Raw genomic sequence first — 22,633 nt, 5'->3', positions numbered from 1 at the left:
TCGGCGGGCGCCGAACACCCGCCGAGACGCCGAACCCCTGCCGAGAATACGTGATCTCGGCAGGGGTTCTGCGCGCAGGCAGGGGCTCGGCGAGGGGGCGCCTAGCGGCGCTCGTAGCGGCGGGCGCTGCCGCGCAGACCGGCGAAGCGGAACGGAGCCTCGGTGACGCGCGGCGTCTCGACGTCGACGTTGCTCGGCAGCTCGCGCGCGTGCAGCTCGCGGTATTCGGGCACGCTGAGCGGAACTCGCGCGTCGAGCACTGAGGTGAAGTGGTCGCTGCGCGATGCGGCCGCCGGCTGCACCACACCCGTCAAGAATTCGCTCACGCTGCCGGAGCCGTAGCTGAACATGCCGAGGCGCTTGCCGACGAGGTCTCGCTCGTGGTCCAGCACCGAGGCGACGCCGGCGTACAGTGAGGCGGTGTACGCGTTGCCGAGGCGACGGTTGTAGATCGCGCCCGGCACGAGGCCGTCATCGCCGAGGTCAACGCCCGTGTGCTCGCCCAGGCGAGCCTGCGCCTTGCGCGCCATCTTCGTGTACGGCTGGTGGTAGACGAGGCGGTCGATCTCGGTGAAGGCGGGACCGCCGTGCGCGGCGAGATCGTCCCAGGCGCCCGTCATGGCGTCGAGGTACGCCGAGATCGACAGAGCGCCGTCGACGATCGCCGTCGACGAGTCGTTCGGCCGCCAGAAGTCGTCGACGTCGGCGGAGAAGAGCCCTGAGGCGGGCTCGATCTCGACGAGGGCCGGATCGACGCCGATGAGGATCGCTGCGGCGCCCGCGCCCTGCGTGGGCTCACCGGGGGAGTCCAGCGCGTAGCGCGCGATGTCGCTCGCGATCACGAGCACGCGCTCGTTCGGGTTGCGCTGCACGATACCGACGGCGGCCTGGATCGCGGCGGTGCCGCCGTAGCAGGCCTGCTTGATCTCGGCGACGCGCACCTGGGGCGGCAGTCCGAGCAGCTTGTGCACGAAGACGCCGGCAGCCTTCGAATGGTCGAGACCGGACTCGGTCGCGAACAGCAGGGTGCGCACCCCGTCGAGTCCGTTCCGGTCGAGCAGCGCGAGCGCGGCGGTGGCGCCCATGGTGACGATGTCCTCGTCAGCCGCGGGAACGCTGAACTCGTCTTGCCCGAGGCCGAGCCGGTACTTGGCAGGGTCGACGCCGGTCGTCTCGGCAAGCGTGCCCAGGTCGAGCAGGTGGTGCGTGGTCGCCAGTTCGATGTCGTGAATGCCGATGGAGGTCATGCGTTCGGCGTCTCCTTCCGCTCGATGCGCAGGTGCGCAGCCATGAGTTCGCCCGGGTTCGTCTGCGCTGCGATGAGCGAGAGCTCGCCGCAGAGCACGGTGGCGGCCATGAGCTCGGCGAGACGGCGGGCGTTCTCGCCCGGCTCCCGATCCTCCCGGCAGCCGATGCGGGTCAGCGCCTCCTCGATGTGGGGCAGGTGCTTGCCGTTGCCGACCGTTCCCACGATGAGGTGGGGCACGGTGCACGAGAAGTACAGCCCCTCTTCCCGGTTCTCCGCGTAGGTGATCCCCTGCGATCCCTCGACGATGTTCGCCGCGTCCTGCCCCGTCGCCAGGTAGAAGCCGAGCAGCATGTTGGCGTAGTGGGCGTTCGCCGAGCGGATCGCGCCGGCGATGGTGCTGCCCACCAGGTTCTTGCGCACGACCATGTCGGTGACGCGCTGGGCGTCGGTGCGCAGTCCGCTCGCGACGAGCTCGTGCGGGATCAGGATCTCGGCGACCACGCTGCGCCCGCGGCCCAGAATCCCGTTCACCGCCGTCGCCTTCTTGTCGGAGCAGTAGTTGCCAGAGATGGAGCCGTATTCGATCTCGAGCCCCCACGACAGGATCCGCTCCATGAGCGCATCGGCCGCGTTCGTCACCATGTTGTGACCCGACGCGTCACCCGTGGTGAACGCGAAGCGGACGAACAGCAGGTTGCCGACGATCTCGGGGTGCGCCTCGAGCAGCTTCGCGTGACGGCTGCCAGCGGTGACGACCTCCTGCAACTCGCCGAGGCGGGCCTCGATGGTCTGCGCGGCGATCTGCGCACCGACAGCGCCACGCGCCGTGAAGAGCACGGACCGGGTCATCCGCTCACCGGTGACGACGGTGCGGATGCCGCCTTCGACGGCGCGGGAGACGCGAGCACCGCGTCCGACGGACGGCCAGAGCGGTGTCTCGTAGGTGGCGAGGGGCACCGAGATCTCGCCGGAGACCGAGGATCCCGTGATCCTGATCGGGCCGACCCAGCTGGTCGGGATCTCCGTGACGGTCTCGCGGTGGGCCTGTTCGGGAACGCTCATGGCTTCCTTCGTGAGTGAGTGCGTGGGTGCTGGGTGAAGTTCACGGGCGTCGCGCCTCCGAGCGGAGCGCGAGCGCACTGAGGTTAACGCCGCGGTCGGCGCAGAATTCCCTGAGCCTGCCGCGCAGGATGACATCGGTGGCGAGCAGATCGTCGCGTGTGACCGCGCCGAGCAGCGCGTACACGGCCCGGGTGCGCAGCTTCCAGTCGTCGACGAGCGCGATGAGGCGCTCGGCGCCGCCGGACGCGCCGTCGCTGCCGATGGCGGCGAGGAAGGCGCCGGCGACGCCGACGGCCTGGGCGCCGGCGGCGAGCGCCTTCACCACGTCGAACGGCGTGCGAACGCCTCCCGATGCGAGCAGCGTCGGCGCGTTCCGCGGGGCGTCGAGCAGGCTCGCGAGCGCCGACTGACCGAAGCCGGCGAGCATCGCGTACTCGCCGGCCGAACGACGCGCGTTCTCGATCCGCAGGAAGTCGGTGCCGCCCCGGCCGCCGACATCGGCGATGCCGACGCCGATATCGGAGAGGTGCCGCAGCGCGCTGCGGCTGAGGCCGAAGCCGACCTCTTTCACGACGACGGGCACCGGCGAGGCGGCTGCGAGCTGCTCGACCGACGAGATCCACGACGAGAAGTCGCGCGAGCCCTCCGGCATCGCCGTCTCCTGCACCGCGTTGACGTGGATCTGCAGCGCGTTCGCGCCGAGCAGCTCGACGGCACGCGGAGCGTCGGAGGCGGGCCGGCCGACGCCGAGATTCGCCATGACGAAGCCGTCGGGGTTCTCGGCGCGGATCACGGCGAAGCCCCGTGCAGCGTTTGGATCGTCGAGCGCGACCGATACGGAGCCGCTGGCCATCGGCAGACCTGTCTCACGCGCTGCGATCGCGAGCTCGCGGTTGATGCGCGTGGTGCGATCGGTTCCGCCCGTCATCCCGTTGACGTAGAACGGCGTCTCCCAGTGCCATTCGCCGGCGGCGTGCTGAGGGCCGGCGCCGAAGGCGATGCCCACACCGAGATCGACGCGCTCGGCGTCGACGCCGTCGAGCGCCTGATGCACGAAGTCGAGGTCGTCGAATTCGTTGTGCGCGGCGCCGTCGCCCTGCTGTCCGAGCGCGAGGTCGACGTGCTCGTCTTTGCGGGCCGCGCGGGAGCCGTCGGTCTCGAGAGCGGGCGGAAGAGCTGCGGACACCTGGTCCGAATCGAGATCAGAATGCATCGACGCCTCCTGACGCGGGGTGCGGAGCGAGGCTGAGGCGACGGATGTCGTTGGCCTCCCACTCGCGCAAGATGGGGTCGGTCGCGAGATCCGCGTCCGCAAGCACGATACCGCAGTCGCCTCCGCCGGCTCCCGACGGCTTGCCCGCAGCCCCGTGGCGCTCGGCGATGTCGCAGAGCGCTTGCAGCTGCGGTGTCTCGATGGTGATGCCCGATGACGCGCTCAACCGCTGCAGCACTCGGCGAGCCCGTCCGATGACCTCGGGGGCTCCCGCCCCGCCCCGTCCGAATGCGTCGACGAGGGCGTCGACGAGAGCGCTGCTGTCTTCGATGAACGTCGCGTACGGTTGGACCGGTGTGCGGCTGTCCGAGGTGCGCACCTGCTCGACGAGCCGTTCGGTCGAGGCCGGAGATCCGGTCCAGCCCACGAGCAGCTGCACCGCGTCGGGGTGGTCGAGCCGCGTCACGCCGCTCCCGGACCACTGCTGCGATGCCGCCAGCGCGGCGGAGACGCCGTGCGCGGCGCGGTACGTGCGCAGTGCGCCCCGGTCGGGGGAGGCGTAGCTGATCCAGCCGCCGAAGGTGCTCGCCGCGAGGTCGCCGCCCGAAGCCGTTGGCGCGACCTCGATGGTCGCCAGCAGGGCGAGCTTGAAGCGGTCGACCCGGCTGAGGCCCAGACTGTAGAACTCGTCGAGCGCGGCGACGACGGCGACGGTCACCGCGGCCGAGGAGCCGAGCCCGAACTTGCGGCCGCTGACATCGTCGAGCTCGCTGCTGATGTCGAGATCGTAATAGCGGGGCGGGAGGCTGAGCTCCGAGCGCAGCTGTTCGACGGCGGTGATCGCTGCGAAGACGTAGTCGTAGGGCTGGTGCTCGAGCACGATGCGGTCGTTCGCGTCGTCGCGCACCCATACGAGCGGGGAGCGGCCGTAGGCGCTCGAACGCACGCGGCCCACCTGCGATCCCTCGGTGAGCTGCACCGTGATGTAGCGGTCGACCGCGACGATCACGGCGGGCTGCCCCGGGTCGACGACGGCGTACTCGCCTGCGATGTAGAGCTTGCCGGGCGCACGCTGCTCGATCATGCGCCGGCTCCGGGTCTGGCTTCCGCCGCCGCAGTCGCTCCCGCATCGATCAGGCGCGCGCCGTCGCCCGCGCCGACGAGCCGCACCGACCCGAAGCCCGCAAGGGCGTCGCGCAGGTCCTCCGCCTGCTCCGGCCGCACGATGACGGCGACGTTCGGGCCGGCGTCCGCAGTCGAGTACGCCTCGAGACCCTGCTCGCGCAGTGCCGCGACCGCGTCGAAGACGGCGACGCTCGTGGGAGCGAGGTAGCGGATCGGCGGGTCGCACGACTGGATCACCGCGTGCATGCGCAGAGCGTGCGACTCGGTGATGCGTCCCACCCGGGTGAAATCGTCGGCGGCGCAGGCCTCGAGCATCGCCGCGAGCGACTCCTCGGTCGATGAGATCCACGCGGGGAAGAACGGGGACGTGAGCGCGGTCCGCCGCATCGCCGCTCGGCTCGAGACGGCCTTCTGAGCGGTATCGACCGTGACGATCACCATCCGCATATCCGGTCCTGCAACGGCTTCGGCGTACGAATGCGCGTCGTCGCCGGCGTGCCAGACGGCGAGGCCGTCGACGAGGCTGCGCGATGCGGACCCGGATCCGCGGCGTGCGAGGCGGCTGAGGTCGCGGCGATCGAGATCGAGGCCGTACGCGGCGGCTGCGGCGGTCGCGAGGGCGGCGAACCCCGAGGCCGAAGACGCGAGCCCCGCCCCCGTCGGCGCCTCGTTCGTGGACGTGACGGTCGCACGGGTCTCGGATCCGGCGAGCTCGCGCACCCGGTCGAGGAACCGGGTGACCCGCCCTGTCGCGTCGGCGCTCGCGACCGCGCCATTCAGGCTGAACGTGTCGATGTCGGTATCGGTGCCGGTCGCTGCGTCGAGCGCGACGGTCGTCGTCGTGGGGAAGGCGTCGAGCGTCAGCGACAGGCTGCCGGCGACGGGCAGAATCAGATCCTCGTCCTGCTTGCCCCAGTACTTCACGAGGGCGATGTTCGGATACGCGCGGGCGGTTGCGGTCGTCATACGGCGGGAACCTCCACGGTCCAGGTGCGTTCGGCGCCGGCGCCGCGCATGGCGACGCCGATCTGCTCGGCGTGTGCTTCGGAGTCGGCGACCGCGATGATGCAGCCGCCGAGCCCGCCTCCGGTGAGTTTCGCCCCGGTCGCGCCGGCGTCGCACGCGGCGGCGACGATCGCGTCGAGGCGATCCGAGCTGACGCCGACGCGATGCAGGATCGCGTGGGCTTCGCTCATCGCGGCGCCGACCGCACCGCGATCACCCGTAGCGAGATCGTCGATCGAGTGCTCCGCGATCTCGGCGAGTCGCGAGAGCAGCGCGTCGGTCGACGCCGGCTCGCGTGCGCGCAGCGCCTGCACGGATGCCACCGCCTGAGCGGTGGAGCCGGGGTGGCCGGTGTCTGCGAACGCGAGGATCAGCGGCTCGCCGATCCGGATCGGAGCCACCGAGCCGCGGTTGAACCGGATGGCTCCGGTCGCCGCCACGGTGCGGGCGTCGATGCCGCTCGGCGTGCCGTGGGCGACGCGCTCCGCCGTCTGAATGAGGTCGAAGAGCGTCTCGCTGTCGAGCTCGGCGCCCGCGAGGTCGAACGCGGCGCGCGCGATGGCGGCCGCGACCGCGGCGCTCGAGCCGAGGCCTCGCTCGTGCGGAATGGAGCTCGCGATGGTCACGGTCGCGCCGGGCCCCTCCGCGACCGTGCCGGGTGCGCTGCTGTTCGCGGCGGTGCTGCTGTTCGCTTCGCACCGCGCGAGTTCCGGGAGTCCGGCCCGCTCGAGGGCGGCGCGGATCACCGTGACGACCGGGGTGAGTCGCGCGGGCGCACCCGCGACCGGTCCCGTGTAGAGGGAGCTGGCGATCCGGAGCCCCGCAGCGCCGCCCACGTCGATCGTCGCCTCCGCCGTCAGGCTGTCGACGGGGATGGCGATGGCCGGGGCGCCGTAGACGACGGCGTGCTCGCCGAAGAGAATCGCCTTCGCATGCGCGGCGCCGACCCCGCGGCGCTCGCCCGCTGCCGGAACCGGGGATGCCTGAGCAGCGTGCGGTTCCACGCGGGGGGTCTGGGACATTCGGATCCGTTTCGGTCGACTCCCGGGGCGAAATCCGCGCTCGGGCACGCGTGAAGAGGGCCGGACACCTCCGTCCCCCTGCACGTCAGATCTATTAGGGTATTCGCAACCGCCTGAAGATGCGACCCGGGGGTACTCGCCCGAGCATGCGCTGACATACGGGAACACCAGATGAGGCCCGAGTTCGCGCCGAAAATCCGCTGTCGGCGGACGCGGCGGGGTTGCGCAGCGCGCCGATTCGGTGAGTGTCGCGCACCAGCCTCCGGCGAACACGGCCTCCGGAGTGCATCGCGGCGCGCTATTCTCCGAAGCATGAGCATGGGTGGCGGGCCGGTCGGGAGGGGATCCCGCATCTCGGCGGGAGACGCCGAGCTGCAGCGCAAGCTGAACCGCGACGCTCCCGCCGTCGAGGGGCTCGGGCGGCGCATCGCCGCGCTGTTCCGGCCGTACCGCATGCAGCTCGTCGTCATCATCGCGCTGGTGCTGGTGTCTGCGGCGCTCGCCATCCTCCCGCCCCTGCTCACGCAGCGAGTGTTCGACGACGGCCTCTTCCCGCTCGACGGGGGCGGCCCGCATCTCGCAGTGCTCGCCTGGCTCGTCGGGGCGATGATCGCCGTCTTCATCGTCTCCTCCGGGCTCGGGATCGTGCAGACGCTCTTCACGGCGCGCGTCGGCAACCGGGTGATGGGCGACCTCAGGGTGAAACTCTTCTCCCACCTGCAATCGATGGAGCTCGGCTTCTTCACCCGCACGAAGACCGGTGTGATCCAGTCGCGCCTGCAGAACGACGTGGGCGGCGTCGCCAACGTGCTCACGAACACCGTGTCGAACATCATCGGCAACACCGTCACGGTCGTCGCCGCAGCGGTGGCCATGCTGCTGCTGAGCTGGCAGCTGACGCTGATCGCAGTCGTCGTCATGCCGATCCTCGTGATCGCGCAGCGCCGCGTCGGCCAGATCCGCGCCAAGATCGCGGGTCACACGCAGGAATCGCTGTCGGAGATGAGCGCGATCACGCAGGAGGCGCTCTCGATCTCCGGGGTGCTGCTCGCGAAGACCTACTCGCGGCAGAGCGCCGAGACCGAGCGGTACGCCGCCGAGAACCGCAACCAGATCGACCTGCAGGTGCGGCAGACGATGAGCGGGCAGCTGTTCTTCGCGCTCGTGCAGGTCTTTCTCTCCGCGGTGCCGGCGATCGTGTACCTGGTCTCGGGGTGGCTGATCGCACGCGGCCAGGGGGAGGGGTTCGACCCGGGCATCACCGCCGGTACCATCGTCGCGTTCACCACGGTGCAGTCGCGGCTGCTCTTCCCGCTCATCGCGCTCATGCGCATCACGCTCGACCTGCAGACCTCGCAGGCGCTGTTCGCCCGCATCTTCGAGTACCTCGACCTGAAGCCGGCCATCGTCGACGCCGCCGATGCCCGCGAGCCGTCGGATGAGCCCGGCCGCGCGGGCCGCATCGAGTTCGACTCCGTCTCCTTCCGCTACCCCGACGCGGGGCCCGACGATCGGCCCACGCTCGACTCCGTGTCGTTTCACGTGGAACCGGGGGAGTTCGTGGCCTTCGTCGGCGCATCCGGATCGGGCAAGACGACGATCGGGTCGCTCGTGCCCCGCCTGTACGACGCGACAGCGGGCAGCGTGCGCTACGGCGACGACGATGTGCGCGAACTGCGCCAGGAGGGGCTGATGGATCGCATCGGCGTGGTGACGCAGGAGCCCTACCTCTTCCACGCCTCGGTGCTGGCCAACCTGCAGTACGCGAAGCCCGACGCGTCACTGCACGAGGTGCAGGCCGCCGCCCGGCTCGCGAACATCCACGACACGATCGAGAGCTTCGCAGACGGATACGACACCATCGTGGGCGAGCGCGGCTACCGACTCTCGGGCGGCGAGAAGCAGCGCATCGCGATCGCCCGCGTGCTGCTCAAGAACCCGCGCGTGCTGGTGCTCGACGAAGCGACGAGCGCGCTCGACACCGTGAACGAGCGCATCGTGCAGCACGCCCTCGAGGATGCGCGAAGCGGCCGAACGACCATCGCGATCGCGCACCGCCTCTCGACGATCGTCGACGCCGACCGCATCTACGTCGTCGGCGGCGGGCGCATCCTGGAGCACGGCACGCATCAGCAGCTGCTCGCCATCGGCGGCGCCTACGCCGAGCTCTACGACCAGCAGCAGTAGCGCCGCGCTCGGCGGTTGCGCCCCCCCCTGGCTGTCTGTCTGTTGCCGGAGCCGGGTCACTTTGGGAGGGTGTCGGCGCGCGTTGCGGACGCAACACCCTCCCAAAATGACCCGGCTCAGTGGGGCGGTGAGGCGGCGCGGCGCAGTAATGGGTGGCGCGGCGGACGGCCGTGACTAGCCGCGGGCGGCGAGCAGATCCGCCCCCGTCAGCGAGGTCGCCACCGACAGGGTGACCCGCAGGGCCTCATCCGACGGAAGGCGGCCGGCCACGACGGGGATCGCGATCCCGTCTTCGACCGCGAGAATCGCCCGGGCCGTCTCCAGGGCTCCGTAGGGCAATCGCATCGTCCCCTCCGCGACGCCCTGGTCGAGGATCTCGCCGAAGAGTCGCAGCTGCTCGGCCTCGAACTCCAGCCCGGAGGCGACGATCCGCTCCCGCCTGATGGCGAGCGCGGAGAGCTCCATCAGCAGCACGGTGGCCGCGCGTGAGCTCGTGCCCGCGTGCGGAACGCCCAACGCGATGCACTCGACGAGGCGCTCCACCGCTGGTGCGATCTCGGAGACCTGCTGGCGGCGCCGCGTGAGGTACTGCTCGGTCGCCGTCTCGTAGGTGTCGGCGTAGAGGTCGGCGAGATCCGGGTAGTAGTAGCTGACGGCAGCGGGGGTGAGCGATGCCGCCTCGGCGATATCGACGAGGCGAGCGCCTGCCTGGCCCCGTTCGATGAGGAGACGGGATGTGACCGATACGAGCTCCCGCTTGCGTGCTTCTTGATTGCGAGGGCGGGCCATGGGTTCATTCTTCCAGACGCGCAGGTCGAGAGCGTTGACACGTGCGCATTAGTTATTTAAAGTTTCAGTAATTAATGGAAGGAAGGCTATGAGCCGATCACTCGGTGTTGCGCTGGTGCAGCACCACGCCATCACACTGTCCGATTTCGAGGAGCATCTCAGAAGGAGCACCGCCGCCCACCCCGAGATGACACTCTGGGTCTACCCCGAATTGCACCTCGACACCCCGGTCGGTTCACCCGACGTCGAGCGCCTCGCCCGGCCACTCAGCGATGAGCGGTTCGTTCGGCTCGCCGCCCTCGCCGCCGAACTCGGGATCTGGCTCGTTCCGGGTTCCTTCTACGAGCGCGCCGAAGACGGCCGCGTGCACAACGCGGCAGTGGTGTTCGGTGCCGACGGCGACGTGCACGCGACGTACCGGAAGATCTTCCCGTGGCGCCCGGCAGAGGCCTGCGCTCCCGGTGGGGAGTTCACCGTCTTCGACATGCCGGGCTACGGCCGCATCGGCCTCTCCATCTGCTACGACATCTGGTTCCCGGAGCACGCACGCCACCTGGCGTGGGACGGGGCTGACCTCATCCTGAATCTGGTCCAGACCAACACGAGCGACCGCGATCAAGAGCTCGCGATCGTCCGCGGGAACGCGATCATGAACCAGGTGTGGATCGCCTCCGTGAACGCGGCCGCACCGACGGGGCGGGGCCGGTCGCTCGTGGTGGATCCCGACGGCGCGACCCGCATGAGCTCCGCGACCGCCGAGCAGGAGATCCTCACCGCCGTGATCGATTTCGGGCAGGTGGAGGCGGTGCGAGCATTCGGCACCGCAGGAGTCTCCCGGCCCTGGTCGCAGTTCCGGGCGAGCGATGCTCCGATCGACCTCCCGCTGTACGGGGGGCGCATCACGCCGACGAATTGGACGCCCCGCCGAGCGGAGACGAAGGCATGAGTGCCGACACCGCGCTGCAGACGGCGCAACCCGCGAAGCTTCTCCCGCGCCTCGGACTGCTCGGCGTCGTGTTCTTCGGGCTCGCCTACATGTCCCCGAGCATCGTCACCTCGACCTTCGGCGTCGTCTCCGAGACGAGTCGGGGCGCCGCACCCACGGCGTACCTCGTGGCCACTGCGGCGATGCTCCTCACCGCGATCGCCTACGCGGTGCTCGCGCGGGCCTACCCCACTGCCGGATCCGCCTACACCTACGTCGGCAAGACGCTCGGCCGCGTCGTGGGGTTCTTCGCGGGATGGGTGATCCTGCTCGACTACCTGTTCCTGCCGATGGTGGCCTGGCTGATCCAGTCGACCTATCTGCACGCGCAGTTCCCGGGAATTCCGCTCTGGGTGTGGTTGCTCGTCAACGTGGGCGCGACAACGGTGATCAACCTGCTGGGCATCGCGCTCGCCGATCGCGTGAACATCGTCCTCACGATCACCGCGATGGCGTCCGTCGCCGCCCTCGTCATCGTGCTGCTCCTCTTCCTCGGCCGAGAGGCCGGCGGGGCTCCGTCGACCGCGATGTGGAACGATCAGACGAATATCGTCGCAGTCAGCTCGGCGGCCGCCGTCGCCGCGTACTCGTTCCTCGGCTTCGATGCGATCAGCACCCTGAGCGAGGAGACGAAGCACCCGCGGCGAGACATCCCTCGGGGTATCGTGCTGGCCGTGCTCATCGGCGGGTGCATCTTCGTCGGGGTGTCGTTCCTCATGCAGCTCGTGCATCCCGGCGGTGTGTTCGAGAACGCCGATACCGCGGGATACACCCTGTCGATCTTCGCCGGCGGCGCCGCGTTCACGAACGTCAACAATCTCGTGAGTGTGATCGCAGGATTCGGATCGGGCCTCGCCATCCAGGCCACATCGAGCCGCCTGCTCTTCGTGATGGGACGCGACGGCGTGCTTCCCCGCGCGGTGTTCGGGCGGCTCAGCTCCGCGTTCCGCGTACCGTGGATCAACATCCTCCTCATCGGGGCGATCGGCATGCTGGGCATGCTCCTCGACATCGGCAAGGCGACGGCGTACATCAACTTCGGGGCCTTCCTGGCATTCGCGCTCGTGAATATCGCGCTCCTCGTCTGGATCTGGCGGAATGCCGCGCCCGCCCGGCCGATCGCGGTCACCGTGCTGCTGAGCGTGATCCCGGTCGCCGGCTTCGCGGTCGACCTGTATCTGTTCTCGAAGCTGCACCCGGAGGCGTACGCGATCGGCGGCGCATGGCTGCTGCTCGGCGTCGTGATGCTCGCCGTCGCGACGCGCGGCTTCCGGCGCCCCGTCCCGGTGCTCTCGGAGCGCTGAGCGGCCCGTCAGCGGCCGTGAAGTGAGTCACCTTTACCGCAGCCGGGTCACTTTCGGAGTGTGTTGTGGCCAGTTCGACCGCGACACACTCCGAAAGTGACCCCGCTCGCAGTTTTGGTCGGGCGCAGGCGCACCCTGCGGCCGGCACCGTAGGATCGTGACCGTGCGGAACATCACCCAGTCACGGAAGCTCGCAGGGGTGCGCTACGACGTGCGCGGACCGATCCTCCAGGAGGCCGAGCGCCTCGAACGGGAGGGGCATCGGATCCTGAAGCTCAACATCGGCAACCCGGCGCCGTTCGGGTTCGAGGCGCCGCCCGAGATCGTCGAACGTCTGCAGGAGGCCCTCTCGGAGGCGCAGGGATACAGCGATTCGCGGGGCATCCTACCGGCGCGCGAGGCCGTCGCGCGGTACTACTCGGAGGAGGGCGTCCCGGGCATCACCCCCGACGACGTGTTCATCGGCAACGGGGTGAGCGAGATGATCTCGCTGGTCGTGCAGGCGCTCGTCGATGAGGGCGACGAGATCCTGGTCCCGTCGCCCGACTACCCGTTGTGGACGGCGCAGGTCACCCTGTCGGGCGGCCTCGCGGTGCACTACCCCTGCGACGAGTCGAACGGGTGGATGCCCGATCTCGCAGCGATCGAGCGCCTCGTCACGCCCGCGACGAAGGGCATCGTGCTCATCAACCCGAACAACCCGACGGGCGCGGTGTACTCGGCCGAGCTGGTGCGCGGGTTCGCAGCGCTCGCCGAGCGGCACGGCATCGTGCTGATGGCCGACGAGATCTACGAGCGCATCCTGTACGACGGGGTGGAGCACGAGCACGCCGCGCTGCACGTGCGCGACACGCTCTGCCTCACCTTCAGCGGCCTCTCGAAGGCGCAGCGCGTCGCGGGCTACCGGGCGGGCTGGCTCGCGATCTCCGGCGACCGCGATCGCGCCCGAGACTTCCTCGAAGGCCTGCAGCTGCTCGCGAACATGCGCATGTGCGCGAACGTCCCCGCGCAGCACGCGATCCCCGTGGCGCTCTCGCCCGCCTCGAACTGGTCGGGCATCGCCGAGCTCTGCGCTCCGGGAGGGCGCCTCCGCGATCAGCGGGACACCGCGCACCGACTGCTCACCGAGATTCCCGGTGTCAGCTGCGAGCTGCCCGGAGGGGCGATGTATCTCTTCCCGCGGCTCGACCCCGAGGTGTATCCGATCGTCGACGATCAGCGGTTCGTCATCGACGTGCTGCGGGCGACCCATGTGCTGGTGACGAACGGCCGAGGGTTCAATCTGCCCACGCCGGATCACCTGCGCTTCGTGACCCTGCCGGCGATTCCGGTGCTCACCGAGGCGATCGGGCGCATCGGCGAGTATCTCGAGACGCAGCGGGCGTGAGCGTCAGAATCCTCGCCGTCGGCAAGAAGCACGAGAGCTGGGTGTCCGACGGCATCGGCCGGTACGAGAAGCGGCTGCGCAAGCCGTTCGACGCGGCGTGGCAGCTGCTGCCGCATTCGTCGCGGGAGGGCGATGCGGCCCGGGCCGAGGAGTCCGACCGGCTGCTCGGCAAGCTGGATCGCGACGCGTTCGTCGTGCTGCTCGACGAACGCGGCCGCAACGTCGACTCTCCGTCGCTCGCGCGCACCCTGCAGGGGGCGTTCGATTCGGGCAAAACGGTCACGGTGATCATCGGCGGCGCGTACGGCGTGGATGACCGGGTGCGGTCGCGCGCCGACTTCGTGTGGAGCCTGTCTCAGCTCGTCTTCCCGCACCAGCTCGTGCGCCTCATGCTCGTCGAGCAGTTGTATCGTTCGCAGGAGATATCGGCGAACCGCTCGTACCATCACGTGTGATGCGATCCGGATCGCCCGCAGTTCTCCGCTCTCCAGGAAGGTCCGCAATGCCGCGTTCGCCCCGCCTCGCCGCCGTCGGCAGCATCAACATGGATCTCATCGCTCGCACGGCGACGCTGCCGCGCCCCGGGGAGACGGTGGGCGGGGGATCCTTCTCGCGATTGCCGGGCGGCAAGGGCGCGAATCAGGCGATCGCCGCAGCAGCGCTCGGCATCACGACTCGGATGATCGGCGCGGTGGGCGACGACCCGGATGGGGCGCTGGTGCGCGCCGCGCTCGTCGATGCCGGGGTGGAGGCGTCGGGGGTGCGCACGGCGAGCGAGCCGACCGGCGTGGCGCTGATCGGCATCGACGCCGCCGGGGAGAACCAGATCAGCGTGTGCCCCGGGGCGAACGCGGCGGTGTCGGTGCCGGCCGACGCGTTCGCCCCCGGTGAGGCGGTGCTCGTGCAGCTCGAGGTGCCGATGCCCGTCGTCGTCGATGCGGCGCGCGCCTGCACGGGTTTCTTCGCGGTCAACGCGGCTCCTGCGGCTGAGCTGCCGGCAGAGGTGCTGCAGCGCGCGGATCTCGTGATCGTGAATGAGACCGAGTTCGCGGCGATCCCGGCCCTGCACGGGGACCGGGCGGGCGGTGCCGGTCGTGAGGCCGCGGGCGCCGACGCTCGCGCCGCCGGCCCGCTCGTGGCCGTCAGTCTCGGGGCCGATGGCGCGAAGCTGCTGCGCGACGGCGTCGTCGTGGCGCGCGCCTCGTCGCGGGCAGTGGCGGTGCGCAGCACCGTGGGCGCGGGTGACGCGTTCTGCGCCGCGCTCGTAGCGGCGCTCATCAGTGGTGTGCCGGAGGACGCGGCGCTCGCCGCAGCTTGCGCGGTCGGGGCCGCTGCGGTCGCCGATGAGCGCTCGCAGCCGGCGCTTCTGGCACTGGAGGAGTATCTGCCGGAGTGAGCCAGGGTCAGACGGGGTGGCCCAGGGTGAGTCGCCTTCGTGCTGATGTCAGTGACGGGCCGTCACCGCGCGAGCAGAGGCGCTCCATATGACTGTTGGCGCTCCCCATGAATGTCGGTGGGTTCCGCGATCATCGACACATGATCCCCTTCCGCCTCTCAGCCCGGCTGCAACCGCGTTCGGCCGCGGCCGCTGCCCTCGCGGCCGTGCCCCCGCGCGCGGCGGTCGGCGCTGCGGTGTCGGCGCAGGAGGCCTCGCAGAGTGCGGTCGTCGTTCCCTGGCGGGTGGCTCAGCGGTCGGCGAGCGGGGTGATCGAAGTGGAGAACACGAGCACGATGGCTCTGGATGCGGTCCGCTTCTCCCTCGCGGGCGACGGGCTGCTGGGCCTGTCGCTGCCGCACACCGTGCTGCCCGGTGAGCGGCTGCGCGTAGTGCTGCGCGGCTCACGGGCCGAGGTCGCCTCCGTCGCTCCCGATGCGCTGCTCGTGCTGCGCTGGTTTCAGGCCGATGGAAGGGAGCTGCTGTGGCCTGTTTCGGTGAGTTGAGGGGTGCTCATCCGACGCCTCGCCCGACACGCCGAGACGTGTGTGGAAAGTGGAATTTTTTGGGGCTGGCGACGTTGGGGATAAGTGAGGGAGAAGTGCGAAAACGCGCCGAAAGTTCTCCCCAATCCGGCTCCCGGATCCGGGAAAAGTCGGTGCAAAACTACATTGGTGTAACTACATCATGTTGTGGTCGGCCCCGGTGTGGTTCACTAGATGTAGTGCCTCGGACGGGGCGGAAGAGATTTTTACCGAAGGGCGTGACATGGCGATCACCGTATACACCAAGCCGTCGTGCGTACAGTGCACGGCGACCTACCGGGCGCTCGACAGCAAGGGCATCGAGTACGACATTCTCGATCTCTCTCAAGACGAAACGGCGCTCGAAGCGGTGAAGGAGCTCGGCTACCTGCAGGCTCCCGTCGTGGTGACCGACGACGAGCACTGGTCGGGCTTCCGCCCCGACAAGATCTCGGAGCTCGCGGGTCGCCTCGCGTAAGGCTGATGGGACGGGGCGGGAACACGCATGGTTCTCGCCCCATTCAGTATTTTCGGCGCTGGAAGAAGGAGGAGCGCATGGCGGATCTCGTTTACTTCTCCAGCGTCTCCGGCAACACGCACCGGTTCGTCGAGAAGCTCGGCCGTCCGGCCGAGCGGATCCCGGTACGCGCGGGCGACGAGCCGCTCCGGGCGACCGAGCCCTACGTACTGCTGCTCCCCACATACGGAGGCGGCCCGGAAACACGGGCCGTGCCGAAGCAGGTCATCAAGTTCCTCAACGTCGAGGAGAACCGCAAGCACCTGCGCGGGGTGATCGCCGCGGGCAACACCAACTTCGGTGAGGCCTACGGAATCGCCGGCGACATCGTCGCCAGGAAGTGCCAAGTGCCCTTCCTCTACCGATTTGAACTCTTTGGAACGCCGGACGACGTCATCGCCGTCCAAGAAGGATTGGAACAGTTTTGGTCTCGACAGTAACAACGGCTGACACGGCACCTGCGGTGATGGAGCCCGGACTCGAATCGTCGAAGATCAGCGACATGGATTATCACGCGCTGAACGCGATGCTCAACCTCTACGACGCCGACGGGAACATTCAGTTCGACCGCGACCGAGAGGCTGCCCGTCAGTACTTCTTGCAGCACGTCAACCAGAACATGGTGTTCTTCCACAACTTCGAAGAGCGCATGCGCTACCTGATCGACAACGACTACTACGAGTCGGCCCTGATCGAGCAGTACGGGGTGCCGTTCATCGAAGAGCTGACGAACGAAGCGTACGCAATGAAATTCCGCTTCCCGACGTTCCTCGGCGCCTTCAAGTTCTTCACCTCCTACGCCCTGAAGACGTTCGACGGCAAGCGCTACCTCGAGCGCTTCGAGGACCGCGTCGTCATGTCGGCGCTCGGCCTCGCCGAGGGCGATCGCGAACTCGCCCGGGGACTCGTGCGGGAGATCGTGTCGGGCCGGTTCCAGCCGGCGACGCCCACCTTCCTGAACCTCGGCAAGGCGCAGCGCGGCGAGCTCGTCTCCTGCTTCCTGCTCCGCATCGAAGACAACATGGAGTCGATCTCGCGCGGCATCAACTCGTCGCTGCAGCTCTCGAAGCGCGGCGGCGGCGTCGCGCTCCTGCTCTCGAACATTCGCGAGACCGGGGCGCCGATCAAGAAGATCGAAAACCAGTCCTCCGGCATCATCCCCGTGATGAAGCTGCTCGAAGACAGCTTCAGCTACGCCAACCAGCTCGGCGCGCGTCAGGGCGCCGGCGCCGTCTACCTGTCGGCGCACCACCCCGACATCATGCGCTTCCTCGACACGAAGCGCGAGAACGCCGACGAGAAGATCCGCATCAAGACGCTGTCGCTCGGCGTCGTGATCCCCGACATCACGTTCGAACTCGCCAAGAAGGGCGAGGACATGTACCTGTTCTCGCCGTACGACGTCGAGCGCGTCTACGGCGTGCCCTTCGGCGACATCTCGATCTCCGAGAAGTACTCCGAGATGGTCGACGACGCGCGCATCAAGAAGACGAAGATCAACGCGCGCCACTTCTTCCAGACGATCGCCGAGCTGCAGTTCGAGTCGGGCTACCCCTACATCGTGTTCGAAGACACCGTGAACCGTGCGAACCCCATCAAGGGCCGCATCAACATGTCGAACCTGTGCTCCGAGATCCTCCAGGTCAATACGCCGACCACGTACAACGAGGATCTGAGCTACGGCGACATCGGCAAGGACATCTCCTGCAACCTCGGCTCGATGAACATCGCCGCGGCGATGGACGGCGGCAACCTCGGCGGCACCGTCGAACTCGCGATCCGCGCCCTCACCTCGGTCAGCGATCAGAGCCACATCTCCTCCGTGCGCTCGATCGAGGACGGCAACGATCAGTCGCACGCCATCGGCCTCGGCCAGATGAACCTGCACGGCTACCTCGCTCGTGAGCACGTGCACTACGGCTCAGAAGAGGGCATCGACTTCACGAACATCTACTTCTACACCGTGCTGTTCCACGCGCTGCAGGCCTCGAACCGCATCGCGATCGAACGAAAGAGCGTCTTCGGCGGTTTCGAGGACTCGCAGTACGCGTCGGGCGAGTTCTTCGACAAGTACACCGAGCAGGAGTGGGCGCCGGCGACGGCGCGCGTCGCCGAGCTGTTCGAGCAGGCGGGCATCGTGATCCCGAACCAGGCGGACTGGCTCGAGCTCAAGGTCAGCGTGATGCAGCACGGCATCTACAACCAGAACCTGCAGGCCGTGCCGCCGACCGGCTCGATCTCGTACATCAACAACTCGACGAGCTCGATCCACCCGATCGCGTCGAAGATCGAGATCCGCAAGGAAGGCAAGCTCGGGCGCGTGTACTACCCGGCTCCGTTCATGACGAACGAGAACCTCGAGTACTACACCGACGCTTACGAGATCGGCCCGGAGAAGATCATCGACACCTACGCCGCGGCCACGCAGCACGTCGATCAGGGCCTGTCGCTCACGCTGTTCTTCAAAGACACGGCGTCGACGCGCGACATCAACAAGGCGCAGATCTACGCATGGCGCAAGGGCATCAAGACGATCTACTACATCCGTCTGCGGCAGCTCGCGCTCGAGGGCACGGACATGTCGGAGTGCGTCAGCTGCATGCTGTGATGCGCCCGACCCGCGCATAGGTATCGAGAATCCACCGGAGTAGAGAGAACCCGATGAACTTCAAGCTGGGCCACGCCGTGCAGGCGATCAACTGGAACCGGATCCAAGACGACAAAGACCTCGAGGTCTGGAACCGTCTGGTCAACAACTTCTGGTTGCCCGAGAAGGTGCCGCTGTCGAACGACGTGCAGTCGTGGGCGACCCTGACCCCGCAGGAGCAGCTGCTCACCATGCGGGTGTTCACGGGCCTCACGCTGCTCGACACCATCCAGGGCACGGTCGGCGCCGTGTCGCTGATCCCCGACGCGATCACCCCTCACGAGGAGGCCGTCTACACGAACATCGCGTTCATGGAATCGGTGCACGCGAAGAGCTACTCGTCGATCTTCTCGACGCTCTGCTCCACGCAGGAGATCGACGACGCGTTCCGCTGGTCGATGGAGAACCCGAATCTGCAGAAGAAGGCGCAGATCATCACCGACTACTACGAGGGTGACGATCCGCTGAAGCGCAAGGTCGCCTCGACGCTGCTCGAGTCCTTCCTCTTCTACTCCGGCTTCTACCTGCCGATGTACTGGTCGAGCCACGCCAAGCTCACCAACACGGCAGACCTGATCCGCCTCATCATCCGCGACGAGGCCGTGCACGGGTACTACATCGGCTACAAGTTCCAGAAGGGCCTCGAGAACGAGACCGAGGAGCGCCGCCAGGAGCTCAAGGACTACACGTTCTCGCTCATGTACGAGCTCTACGAGAACGAGGTCAAATACACGGCCGACCTCTACGACCCCGTCGGCCTGACCGAGGACGTCAAGAAGTTCCTCCACTACAACGCCAACAAGGCGCTGATGAACCTCGGATACGAGCCGATGTTCCCGAAGGAGATGACCGACGTCAACCCGGCCATCCTCTCGTCGCTCTCGCCCAACGCCGACGAGAACCACGACTTCTTCAGCGGCTCGGGCTCGTCGTACGTCATCGGCAAGGCCGTCGCCACCGAAGACGAGGACTGGGACTTCTAAGGCGGTTCCGGCCGAGCGCCGCGGAAAGGCCCCTGACCAGCGATTCTTCGCGGGTCAGGGGCCTTTTCTCGCGCTTCAGCGGGGTTATTCCGTGCGTCCGCAGTAGAGCGGAGTGGTTCATTCGCTCCTCGCGGACCTGCACGGCACACGGCGCACGGAGCACGGCGCATGAGCGTCCTGCGGTGAGAAATCGCGCGTCGTAGGATCGCATCGGACCGGGATTATCGGATGCGTCCTGCCGCGGTTCGGCAGACTCGTTCTGGAAGGGGGTCGCCATGATCACCGAACTCAATGCGCTGATCGATCACGTCGAGTCGCACCTCACGGACGACCTCGACGTGTCGGAGCTCGCAAGCGCGCTGGGAACGACCGAGTATCACTTGCGGCGCATGTTCTCCTCGCTCGCCGGGCTGCCGCTCTCCGAGTATGTGCGCCGGCGTCGCATGACGGTGGCCGCGACGGAAGTGATCGAGCACACGGGCATGTTGGACGTGGCGGTGCGATACGGCTACAGCTCTACTGAAGCGTTCAACCGAGCGTTCCGCGCGGTGCACGGCGTGAGCGCCGCTCACGTGCGGCAGCATGGCGGCCCCCTTCGCGCGCAACCTCAGCTGCGGCTGCGCCTGACCGTCGAAGGGAACACCACTATGCACACTCGCCTCGCTGAACGACCTGCGTTTCGACTCGTCGGCCGCACCGCACGCGTCCCGCTCATCCACGACGGCGCGAACCCGTACATTCAGCAGCACATTGCATCCATGCCCGATGGGGAGCATGAACGCCTCAAAGCGCTCAGCAACTGCGAGCCCGGGGGATTGCTGCAGATCAGTGCGGACGTCAGCCCCGACTTCGAGGAGGGCAGTGAGCTCACGTACATGCACGGCGTCGCAGTCGAGAATGCGACCGATGCGCCCGACGACCTTGACATGATCGAGGTTCCCGCCGGGACTTGGGTCGTCTTCCGAGCGACGGGCCCGTACCCCGCCGCGCTGCAGGAGAGCTACGCGGCGTCGGCGACGGACTGGTTCCCATCGAACCCGTGGCGGCTGCGAGAGGGGCCCTCGATCGTCGCGGTCGTCGATCGTGCAGAGGACTTCAGAACCGCGACCAGGGAACTGTGGATGCCGATCGAGCGTGCGGCATCCGACTACGTCGAGTGAAACCTCGCGAGCATCGACCCCGTGGCGCAATGGAGGTCGCGGACGTAGGCTGTCCGCACCACGCGGAACGGGCGGGCTCACATCGGAGGACGGCATGTGCACAGGGGCGAATTACACCACGCGGGACCACTACTTCGGTCGCAATCTCGACCTGGAGTTCTCGTACAACGAGACGGTCACCGTGACGCCGCGCAATTTCCCGTTCGCATTCCGCAGATCAGAGTCGCTGGAGACCCATCACGCCATGATCGGGATGGCGACGATCGCCGACGGGTACCCCCTGTACTACGACGCGACGAACGAACAGGGCCTCAGCATGGCGGGTCTCAACTTCCCGGGGAACGCGGTCTACCACCCCGAGGCGCCGGGCCGGACCGACATCACTCCGTTCGAGTTCATCCCGTGGATTCTGGGGCAGTTCGAAACCGTGGGTGAGGTGAAGTCGGCGCTCGAAACGATGAACCTCGTCGACATCTCGTTCAACGAGACCTTCCCGTTGTCGCCGCTGCACTGGATCATCTCTGATCGGACCGAATCGATCACTGTGGAGAGCGTCGCGGAAGGGCTGAGGGTGTACGACAACCCGGTCGGGGTGCTCACCAACAATCCTCCGTTCGACATGCAGATGTTCAACTTGAACAACTTCATGCACCTCTCCAAGCACCCGCCGGAGACGCACTTCTCAGATGAGCTGGAGTTCGATATCTACAGTCGGGGGATGGGCGCGATCGGCCTGCCCGGCGATCTGTCGTCCGCGTCGCGATTCGTCAGAGCCGCGTTCACGAAGCTGAACTCGGTGTCCGGGGAAACGGAGTCGGAATCGATCAGTCAGTTCTTCCAGATCCTCGGATCCGTCGCCCAGCAGCGCGGGTGCGTGGAGGTTTCTCCAGGCGAGTTCGAGATCACCATCTACTCCTCCTGCTGCAACACCGACACCGGCGTCTATTACTACACGACGTACGAGAACAGTCGGATCACAGCGGTGGACATGCATCGAGAAGACCTCGACGGGCGAGCGCTCATCGATTACCCATTGACCCACGAGCAGCAGATTCTTCGGCAGAACTGACAGTCGCGTTCTGCATGGGATCCGCGGTCCGCAACACGCAAAACCAGGCGCGGGGCTTGTAGATCGCGGATCGACGGCATACGGCGGCGGCTCGGAGGCGTCGAGCCCGCCCTGAAGAGCCCTGATGGGCGCACCCGCCACAATAGAGGGGTGTCGATCCCGCTGATTCCCGAGATGCCAGAGCCCGTGTATGTGATGTCGGAAGAGGGGTTCCGCCTCGCCACCTATACCTGGGGCGACGACGACGCCCCCGTAGTGCTGGCTGTGCACGGCTTCGCGTCGAGCTGCCGCGACAACTGGGTGAGCACGGGCTGGGTCGGCGGGCTGCTGCGCGAGGGATTCCGCGTGCTCGGCATCGATCAGCGCGGGCATGGCATGAGCGAGAAGCCGGTCGAGCCGCGCAACTACCAGATGCCGCTCCTGGTCTCTGACGTCGAGGCGATCCTCGACACGTACATGATCGACCCGGTGCTCTACCTCGGGTACTCGTTGGGCGCGCGCGTCGGCTGGCACGTGGCGGTCGACCTCGGGGACCGGATCGAGCGAGCCGTGCTGGGCGGTATTCCCGACGGGCGCCCGCTCGGCCGCTTGGACCTCGCGCAGGCGAACGCCTACCTCGAGCACGGCACGCCCGTCACGGACCAGGCCACGCAGAACTACGTCAGGCTCGCCGAGCGCGTGCCCGAGAACGATCTCGGAGCGCTCATCGCTCTCGCCGGAGGTATGCGGTTCGGCGACGAGAACCCCGACATGGGGCGTCCGCCGCAGCAGCCGGTGCTCGTCGCGACCGGCACCGAGGATCGCATCTTCGACGACTCGAAGCAGCTCGCCTCACAGCTGCCGAACGGCACGTTCGTGGAGATCGAAGGACGGCACCACTTCAACGCGCCGGGCGCGCGAGACTTCAAGCGGTTCGGCATCGACTTCCTCCGCGGCGGGGCATAACCGACGCGGCGCCGCCGAAGCGCTC

Annotated in this window: 21 protein-coding genes; 14 read left to right on the top strand and 7 right to left on the bottom strand. The window is 67.8% G+C overall.

All coding sequences use genetic code 11. From position 1 onward, the window contains the following. Nucleotides 1–101: 101 nt before the first annotated feature. The 6 genes from ABFX18_RS03640 to mvk are packed head-to-tail and all read right to left on the bottom strand — an operon-like array spanning nt 102 to nt 6,676. Complete coding sequence (locus ABFX18_RS03640) at nt 102–1,247, bottom strand: hydroxymethylglutaryl-CoA synthase (protein ID WP_346057425.1); 1,146 nt, start codon at nt 1,245–1,247, stop codon at nt 102–104. Next, the gene (locus ABFX18_RS03635) at nt 1,244–2,311 is read right to left on the bottom strand and encodes a hydroxymethylglutaryl-CoA reductase (RefSeq protein WP_090146187.1); all 1,068 of its coding nucleotides are present in this window, start codon (nt 2,309–2,311) and stop codon (nt 1,244–1,246) included. Before ABFX18_RS03635 ends, ABFX18_RS03640 begins: the two co-directional genes overlap by 4 nt. Nucleotides 2,312–2,351: 40 nt before the next feature. Then, nucleotides 2,352–3,524, bottom strand: a complete 1,173-nt coding sequence (gene fni, locus ABFX18_RS03630) for a type 2 isopentenyl-diphosphate Delta-isomerase (RefSeq protein WP_346057424.1) — start codon at nt 3,522–3,524, stop codon at nt 2,352–2,354. Then, complete coding sequence (locus tag ABFX18_RS03625) at nt 3,514–4,608, bottom strand: phosphomevalonate kinase (RefSeq protein ID WP_346057423.1); 1,095 nt, start codon at nt 4,606–4,608, stop codon at nt 3,514–3,516. Before ABFX18_RS03625 ends, fni begins: the two co-directional genes overlap by 11 nt. Further along, entirely contained in the window at nt 4,605–5,615 is a 1,011-nt protein-coding gene (gene mvaD, locus ABFX18_RS03620; RefSeq protein ID WP_346057422.1) for a diphosphomevalonate decarboxylase, read from the bottom strand. Before mvaD ends, ABFX18_RS03625 begins: the two co-directional genes overlap by 4 nt. Beyond that, nucleotides 5,612–6,676 (bottom strand): mevalonate kinase, encoded by a 1,065-nt coding sequence (gene mvk, locus ABFX18_RS03615; RefSeq protein ID WP_346057421.1) that lies wholly within the window; start codon nt 6,674–6,676, stop codon nt 5,612–5,614. The genes mvaD and mvk overlap by 4 nt, the downstream gene beginning before the upstream one ends. 318 nt (nt 6,677–6,994) lie before the next feature. Between mvk and ABFX18_RS03610 the strand changes: the two genes are divergently transcribed. Continuing rightward, nucleotides 6,995–8,863, top strand: a complete 1,869-nt coding sequence (locus ABFX18_RS03610; protein WP_346057545.1) for an ABC transporter ATP-binding protein — start codon at nt 6,995–6,997, stop codon at nt 8,861–8,863. A gap of 174 nt (nt 8,864–9,037) precedes the next feature. Here ABFX18_RS03610 and ABFX18_RS03605 read toward each other — a convergent pair whose 3' ends face one another. Then, on the bottom strand, nt 9,038–9,652 hold the full coding sequence (locus ABFX18_RS03605; protein ID WP_200330470.1) for a TetR/AcrR family transcriptional regulator: 615 nt from the start codon (nt 9,650–9,652) through the stop codon (nt 9,038–9,040). A gap of 88 nt (nt 9,653–9,740) precedes the next feature. Here ABFX18_RS03605 and ABFX18_RS03600 point away from each other — a divergent pair, with 88 nt between their 5' ends. The 13 genes from ABFX18_RS03600 to ABFX18_RS03540 all read left to right on the top strand — a co-directional run bounded on the left by ABFX18_RS03600 (nt 9,741) and on the right by ABFX18_RS03540 (nt 22,608). Beyond that, complete coding sequence (locus ABFX18_RS03600; RefSeq protein ID WP_346057420.1) at nt 9,741–10,598, top strand: carbon-nitrogen hydrolase family protein; 858 nt, start codon at nt 9,741–9,743, stop codon at nt 10,596–10,598. Beyond that, on the top strand, nt 10,595–11,941 hold the full coding sequence (locus ABFX18_RS03595) for an APC family permease (protein ID WP_346057419.1): 1,347 nt from the start codon (nt 10,595–10,597) through the stop codon (nt 11,939–11,941). The genes ABFX18_RS03600 and ABFX18_RS03595 overlap by 4 nt, the downstream gene beginning before the upstream one ends. Before the next feature lie 163 nt (nt 11,942–12,104). Beyond that, nucleotides 12,105–13,328 carry a pyridoxal phosphate-dependent aminotransferase gene (locus ABFX18_RS03590; protein WP_346057418.1) on the top strand — a complete coding sequence of 408 codons (1,224 nt, stop codon included), beginning with the start codon at nt 12,105–12,107 and terminating at the stop codon, nt 13,326–13,328. Next, nucleotides 13,325–13,783, top strand: a complete 459-nt coding sequence (locus ABFX18_RS03585; protein ID WP_200330460.1) for a 23S rRNA (pseudouridine(1915)-N(3))-methyltransferase RlmH — start codon at nt 13,325–13,327, stop codon at nt 13,781–13,783. Before ABFX18_RS03590 ends, ABFX18_RS03585 begins: the two co-directional genes overlap by 4 nt. Nucleotides 13,784–13,830: 47 nt before the next feature. After that, nucleotides 13,831–14,724: a PfkB family carbohydrate kinase gene (locus tag ABFX18_RS03580; protein ID WP_346057417.1), complete on the top strand. Its 894-nt coding sequence runs from the start codon at nt 13,831–13,833 to the stop codon at nt 14,722–14,724. Nucleotides 14,725–14,864: 140 nt separating this feature from the next. Continuing rightward, entirely contained in the window at nt 14,865–15,269 is a 405-nt protein-coding gene (locus ABFX18_RS03575; RefSeq protein ID WP_346057416.1) for a hypothetical protein, read from the top strand. Nucleotides 15,270–15,531: 262 nt separating this feature from the next. Continuing rightward, nucleotides 15,532–15,765, top strand: a complete 234-nt coding sequence (gene nrdH / locus ABFX18_RS03570) for a glutaredoxin-like protein NrdH (protein WP_090146211.1) — start codon at nt 15,532–15,534, stop codon at nt 15,763–15,765. Between the two features lie 77 nt (nt 15,766–15,842). Then, a complete protein-coding gene (nrdI, locus tag ABFX18_RS03565; protein ID WP_090146214.1) occupies nt 15,843–16,244 on the top strand; it encodes a class Ib ribonucleoside-diphosphate reductase assembly flavoprotein NrdI in 402 nt (133 codons plus the stop codon). Between the two features lie 26 nt (nt 16,245–16,270). After that, complete coding sequence (gene nrdE, locus ABFX18_RS03560) at nt 16,271–18,412, top strand: class 1b ribonucleoside-diphosphate reductase subunit alpha (protein WP_346057544.1); 2,142 nt, start codon at nt 16,271–16,273, stop codon at nt 18,410–18,412. A 53-nt stretch (nt 18,413–18,465) separates the two neighbouring features. After that, nucleotides 18,466–19,434 (top strand): class 1b ribonucleoside-diphosphate reductase subunit beta, encoded by a 969-nt coding sequence (gene nrdF, locus ABFX18_RS03555; protein WP_010155851.1) that lies wholly within the window; start codon nt 18,466–18,468, stop codon nt 19,432–19,434. Nucleotides 19,435–19,709: 275 nt separating this feature from the next. Further along, the gene (locus tag ABFX18_RS03550) at nt 19,710–20,594 is read left to right on the top strand and encodes an AraC family transcriptional regulator (protein ID WP_346057415.1); all 885 of its coding nucleotides are present in this window, start codon (nt 19,710–19,712) and stop codon (nt 20,592–20,594) included. 94 nt (nt 20,595–20,688) lie between these two features. Next, nucleotides 20,689–21,663: a choloylglycine hydrolase gene (gene bsh / locus ABFX18_RS03545; protein ID WP_346057414.1), complete on the top strand. Its 975-nt coding sequence runs from the start codon at nt 20,689–20,691 to the stop codon at nt 21,661–21,663. A gap of 150 nt (nt 21,664–21,813) precedes the next feature. Next, nucleotides 21,814–22,608 carry an alpha/beta fold hydrolase gene (locus tag ABFX18_RS03540; RefSeq protein ID WP_346057413.1) on the top strand — a complete coding sequence of 265 codons (795 nt, stop codon included), beginning with the start codon at nt 21,814–21,816 and terminating at the stop codon, nt 22,606–22,608. Nucleotides 22,609–22,633 lie beyond the last annotated feature (25 nt).

Origin of the sequence: Leucobacter alluvii (genome assembly GCF_039530485.1) — a bacterium.
GTDB classification, from domain to species: Bacteria; Actinomycetota; Actinomycetes; order Actinomycetales; family Microbacteriaceae; genus Leucobacter; species Leucobacter alluvii.
This window is presented reverse-complemented; position numbering and strand designations above follow the sequence as displayed.